3 protein-coding genes are annotated in these 3357 nt (G+C 74.0%); all 3 read left to right on the forward strand.

What is annotated here, in order from left to right:
• The first annotated feature begins 59 nt into the window (after window positions 1-59).
• The 3 genes from ACWCO3_RS33100 to ACWCO3_RS33110 are packed head-to-tail and all read left to right on the forward strand — an operon-like array spanning window position 60 to window position 3293.
• Entirely contained in the window at window positions 60-1064 is a 1005-nt protein-coding gene (locus tag ACWCO3_RS33100; RefSeq protein WP_145779150.1) for a 1-acyl-sn-glycerol-3-phosphate acyltransferase, read from the forward strand.
• A gap of 21 nt (window positions 1065-1085) precedes the next feature.
• Window positions 1086-1406 carry a divalent-cation tolerance protein CutA gene (gene cutA, locus ACWCO3_RS33105; protein ID WP_145779151.1) on the forward strand — a complete coding sequence of 107 codons (321 nt, stop codon included), beginning with the start codon at window positions 1086-1088 and terminating at the stop codon, window positions 1404-1406.
• 48 nt (window positions 1407-1454) lie between these two features.
• Window positions 1455-3293, forward strand: a complete 1839-nt coding sequence (locus ACWCO3_RS33110; RefSeq protein ID WP_450013862.1) for a hypothetical protein — start codon at window positions 1455-1457, stop codon at window positions 3291-3293.
• The last annotated feature ends 64 nt before the right edge of the window (window positions 3294-3357 follow it).

Below are 3357 nucleotides of genomic sequence, written 5' to 3' on the forward strand. Positions count from 1 at the left end.
CGGATCAGCCGGGCGTACACCGCCTCCCGCCGCTACCTCGCCACCCACCAGGAGCGATGATGCCGCTGCCCCCCAGGTGGCTGCGTCGGTTGCTGTTCGCCCCCGCCGTGGTGGCGCTGGCGTTCGTCGTGGTCACCACCCTGCCGATCTGGGCGCTGCTCGCCGCCGCCGCGTCTCCGCTGGTCCCGGGCCGGTTGCGGCCGCTTCGACTGCTCTGGATCGGCTGCGTCTACCTGGTCTGGGACGCCGCGGCGCTGATCGCGCTGTTCCTGCTCTGGGTCGTCTCCGGCTTCGGCTGGCGGACCCGGTCACCGACCTTCCAACGCGCGCACTACGTGCTGGCCGGCTGGTTCCTGCGGGTGCTGTTCTGGCAGGCACGTTGGACACTGCGGCTGCGCATCGACGTGGTGGGCACCGACCCGGACACCGCGCTGCCCGGCCGACCCGAGCTGGTGCTGTGCCGGCACGCCGGGCCGGGCGACTCGTTCATCCTGATCCACGGGCTGGTCAACTGGTTCAAGCGGGAGCCACGCATCGTCCTCAAGGACAGCCTCCAGTGGGACCCGGCGATCGACGTGCTGCTCAACAGGCTGCCCAACCGGTTCATCGCGCCGACGCCGGAGCGCGGCGAGGAGACGGTACGCCAGGTCGGACACCTGGCCACCGGCCTGGACGACAACGACGCGTTCGTGATCTTCCCGGAGGGCGGCAACTTCACCCCCAAGCGACGGCTGCGTGCCATCGCCCGGCTGCGCTCCCTCGGGCTGGAACGGATGGCACTGCGCGCCGAGCGGATGCGTCACGTACTCGCCCCGCAGCCCGGCGGAATGTTGGCCGCGCTGGACGCCGCCCCGGACGCCGGGGTCATCTTCGTCGCCCACACCGGGTTGGACCGGATGCTCACGGTGGCCGACGTCTGGCGGGAACTTCCGATGGACAAGCGGATCGTGATGCGGTTCTGGTCCGTGCCGCCGGAGGACATCCCGGTCGGGCGGCAGCAACGCATCGACTGGCTCTTCGACTGGTGGGCGCAGATCGACACCTGGATCGCCGCCAACCGCTAGTTGTCCGCGTAGGGTGCGGTCGTGGACCAGATCTGCGTCGTGACGACGGTGGTGGATGCGCGTTCGGTCGCCGACGTGCTGGCGGCTGCGGCCGTCGCCGGCAGGCTCGCCGCCTGCGCCCAGGTAGGTGGTCAGGTGGACAGCACCTACTGGTGGAGGTCCGGAGTGGAGACCAGCACCGAGTGGTCGGTGCAGTTCAAGACCGCACCGGACCGGCTGACCGCGTTGGTGGACCAGATCCGGGTCAGTCACCCGTACGAGGTGCCGGAGATCCTGGTGTCCACAGTGGAGAGCGGTGACCCGGCGTACGCCACCTGGGTGCACGAGCACACCCGGCTCTGAGTACGCGCACTCTGGGCCGCGCCCCTGTCGCTTTTGAATGATGGCCGGGTGGACGACACCCGCTATCCCTGCCCCGCGTGCGGCGCACCGGCCGATCTGAGCGCCGGGTGCCCCGGCTGTCGGCGTGCGCCCGATCCAGTCGCCGCCGAGGTGGTCAGTCTGGGTCGGCAGATCGCCCAGTTGGAGCCGGAGGTGGAGCGGGCCCGCCACACGTACACCGAGCTGGCCGGTCGCCTGTCGGCCCTGTCGCGGCGGCGGGCCGAGTTGGCGGCTGTCGTCCGGGCGGGGTTGGCGGTGCCCGCCGTGGCGCCTTCGGTTCCTGCTCGTGGCCCGGCTCCGGTCGCCGCGGGGAGTGCGGCGCCGGGGGCGGCCGAGACGTCGACCCGGACGGTCCAGGGGGTGCTCTTCGTCCTCGGTGGACTTCTGCTGGGCACGGCGGCGGTCGTGTTCACGGCGGTGGCTTGGGCGGCGGTGGGGGTTGCCGGGCGTGCGTTGATCCTGGCCGCGTTCACCGCGCTCGCGCTGGCCGTGCCGCTGCTGGCGGTTCGCCGGGGGTTGCGCGGCACGGCGGAGACCTTCGCCGCGGTGGGGTTGCTGCTGGTGGTCCTGGACGGTTACGCGGCCTGGTCGGTTGACCTGGCCGGGGTGGCCGGCTGGCCGGGTAGCCGGTACGCCGCGCTGGTCGGGGGGGCCAGCGCGGCGGTCGCCGCGGCGTACGGCCGGTGGAGCGGGTTGACCGGGCCGTGGTTCGCCGCGCTGGTGGCCGCACAGCCGGTGTTGCCGTTGCTCGCCGTCGAGGTCGAACCGGGTCCGGCCGGTTGGACGCTGGTCCTGCTCGGGGTGGCGTTGGGGAATCTGATGGTGCTGGTCGGGCTGCGCGGCCGGGACGGGGCGGCGCCTGTCGTCGGCCGGGTGCTGGCGGGGATCGGACACGTCGGCGCGCTCGTCGCCGCCGCCGCATCCGCGCTGGTGCCGCTGGCCGTCGGGCGGGCGGGCGGTTCGCCACTGCTGGCCGGGGTGCCACTGCTGCTGGTCGCGTTGACGGGTCTCGGTGCGGCCTGGCTGGTCGGCGGGCGGGCGCTGCGGGGGGTGGCCGGCGGGCTGCTGGTGCCGGTGCTCGCCCTCGCCCTGCTGCGCCCGGTGGCCGAGCTGCGGCCGTCGATGCTGCTGCTCGCGGCGGCGACGGTGGCGCTCGGGCTGGCTGTCGCGGTGTGGAGGCTGCCGGTCCCGACCGACGGGGAGGCGGTCGGTGGCGGCGGTTGGCGGACCGGCCCGCGTGCGGGGGCGTTGCTGGTCGCGGGCGGCACTGCACAGGTGGCCGTACTGGCCACCGCCGTGTTGGCGGTCGCCGCCGTGGGCCGCTCGCTGCCACCGTGGGGCGGGGCGGGGTGGGGACCGGACCTGGACTGGGGCTGGCAGTTGGCACCGGCCGTGGCGTTGGCGGTCGCCGCGACGGCGCTGCTGCTGCCCCAAAAGGCGCGAACGGTGCTCGCCACGGCCGGCGCGGTGGCGGTGCTGCTCGCCCTGCCCGCCGGCTGGACGGCCTCCTGGCCGACGGTGGTGGCCGTCGATCTGGTCGGAGGGGTTGCGCTGCTGATCGCCGTGCTGGTCCGCCCGGCGACCCGTCCGGCCGTCCTGCTCACCTGCGCGCTGGGCGGCGCCGTCCTGCTCGGGCACGGGCTGCTGGTCGCTCTGGCCGCCCCGGTCGGTGTCCTGGTGGCACTCGGCGTGATCGTCGTGGTCGGGCTGGCGCTCGTCGTCCGGCGGGGCATCGGGGCGTACCGGCGGGTGGCCGGGGTGGGTCTGCTGGTCGCGCAGCTCGCACTGCCCGGCATCGCCGTGGTGGCGCTGTTCGCCGGGGGCGCGCCGACGTGGTGGTGCCCGTAGCGGGGTAGGGCTGTTAGAGTCCCATCCCAGTCATGGATTGCGGGCGCTCGCCCGTGATCCACCC

Source organism: Micromonospora sp. NPDC002411, assembly GCF_053592955.1.

Coding starts and splice junctions, on each gene's coding strand:
- ACWCO3_RS33100 (WP_145779150.1), top strand. CDS start 60: ATGCCGCTGCCCCCCAGGTGGCTGCGTCGGTTGCTGTTCGCCCCCGCC.